The organism is Streptomyces sp. NPDC004658, from assembly GCF_040609555.1.
Taxonomy (GTDB): domain Bacteria; phylum Actinomycetota; class Actinomycetes; order Streptomycetales; family Streptomycetaceae; genus Streptomyces.
In genome coordinates this window covers 1-1,714 of sequence record NZ_JBEXKG010000379.1, presented here as the reverse complement: position 1 = coordinate 1,714, position 1,714 = coordinate 1, and the positions used below count along the sequence as shown (strand labels likewise).

Annotated in this window: 1 protein-coding gene and 2 pseudogenes; 1 reads left to right on the top strand and 2 read right to left on the bottom strand. The window is 75.3% G+C overall.

Translation table 11 applies throughout. The annotated features are described in order from the left end of the window. Both ABZV94_RS41480 and ABZV94_RS41475 read right to left on the bottom strand, forming a co-directional pair. Positions 1–249: pseudogene (locus ABZV94_RS41480) on the bottom strand (M56 family peptidase); the annotation flags it as partial. A 177-nt stretch (positions 250–426) separates the two neighbouring features. After that, positions 427–990, bottom strand: coding sequence for a DUF5134 domain-containing protein (locus ABZV94_RS41475; RefSeq protein ID WP_356350262.1), 564 nt, complete (start codon positions 988–990; stop codon positions 427–429). 163 nt (positions 991–1,153) lie between these two features. Between ABZV94_RS41475 and ABZV94_RS41470 the strand changes: the two are divergent. Continuing rightward, a pseudogene (locus tag ABZV94_RS41470) lies at positions 1,154–1,714 on the top strand (FUSC family protein); the annotation flags it as partial.

The window sequence follows — 1,714 nt, the reverse complement described above, 5'->3', positions numbered from 1 at the left end:
CAGGGCGTAGGCGTCCACGACCGCGCGCGGCGCCGTGGCGAACACGTGCCCGCGCACCGCCTGCCAGGCCGCCGCCGCGCTGAGGGTCATCGACAGGGCGCAGCACAGCAGGACGGCCGCCACGACGCACTGCCACACCCACAGGGCGACGACCGGCTCGCGGTCCGGCCAGTCGGCCCGGTCGAGCAGCCGCGGGGCGACGACGGCGGTCAGGGCGCCGAGCAGCAGCAGGGCCACGGGGACCATCATGGGCAGCACCCTATGAGCGCGAGGCCGCTCGGCGGTACGGTCCACGGCGCCGAAGTGACGCAGGCAACGCGTGCGTTCCGCCGTGCGGCGCCCGGGTATCCGGCTTCGGACGGTGAGGCGGGGGTTCGCGCGTTCCCGACCGTGACGCCCGCGCCCACGTCCTGCGGAGTCCGCCCGTCACATCGCCAGCAGCATCGCCACCATGCCGATCCCCATCGACAGCCGGCAGGCCCGGGCCAGCTCGGGGCGGTCGCCCCAGCCGGCCGGGCCCGCCGCGCCCGCCGGGGCGGGAGCGGGCACCAGCCGGGCACCGGCAAGCAGCACATAGCCCGTGAAGTACAGCAGCAGCGCACCGGTCAGCAGGGGCACACCGGTGCCGCCGTGCCCGTGGTGGGCGGCGGGCGGCGACGCGGCCATCGCCACGGCCATGTAGATCATCGCGGCGCTGCCCACCAGGTGGTGCAGATGGTGCGGGGCGCCGCGCGCTCCTCGGCGCACGGCCCACAGCGCGCGCAGGGCCGCCGCGCCGAACACGGCCGCGTACAGCGGCCATGCCCACCCCGGCGGCGTGAAGACCGCCGCGGGGACGGCCATCGCGGCCATGCCGAAGCCCATCAGCGCCTCGCCGCCCGCGGCCCGGCGCTGCTCCTCGACACCGCTGCGCATCCGCAGCAGGCAGTAGGCCCCGGTCAGCGCGCACAGCGCGACCAGCAGCCAGGCGATCGACACCGGTCCGTGCACGCGCACCTCCACGCTCGACGGTGGGTCGAGGGTGCGATGCCCGCTGCCGGCGGAGCGTACGCGAGCGCAAGGGGGTACACGGGGAGCATGCGTGGGAGCACGGCGGGTGACCAGGCCCTCGGCGCACTATTTCACGAGTAAAACACATGCTAAATTTGTGGGTATGAGCAGTGCGACCCCCCACCGTCTTCCCCTCGCCGCAACCCTCCGCCTCGGGCGCCCCTCCGACATCTGGTTCAAGCCCGCGCTGAGCGTGGTGGCCGCGGTCGCCCCGCCCAACCTGACCCTGCTCGCGCTCGGCCGCCTCGACCTCGCGATGTACACGATGGCCGGCTCCCTGTGCGCGCTCTACGGCCACAACCGGCCCTACGCCGCGCGGGCCCGCGCCCTGGCCTGGGTCGTGCTCGGCATGGTCGGCGGCCTCGCCGTCTCCCTGCTCGCCGCGGCGCTCACCACGAACGCCGTCGTCCTCGTCACCGTCGGCGCCGTCCTCGCGGCGATCCAGAAGACCGTGTGCGACGCCACCCGGATCGGACCGCCCGGCAACGTGGTCCTCACCTTCATCAGCTCCGCCTCGCTGTTCGCCCCGCAGACCCCCGGCCAGGTCCCCGGGCACGTCGGGCTGGCCCTGGCCGCCGGCGCCTGGGCCTGGCTGGTCGGCATGGCTCCCGGGCTGCTCCGCCCGCACGGCCCCGAGCGCCGTGCCACCGCCCAGGCCCTGAAC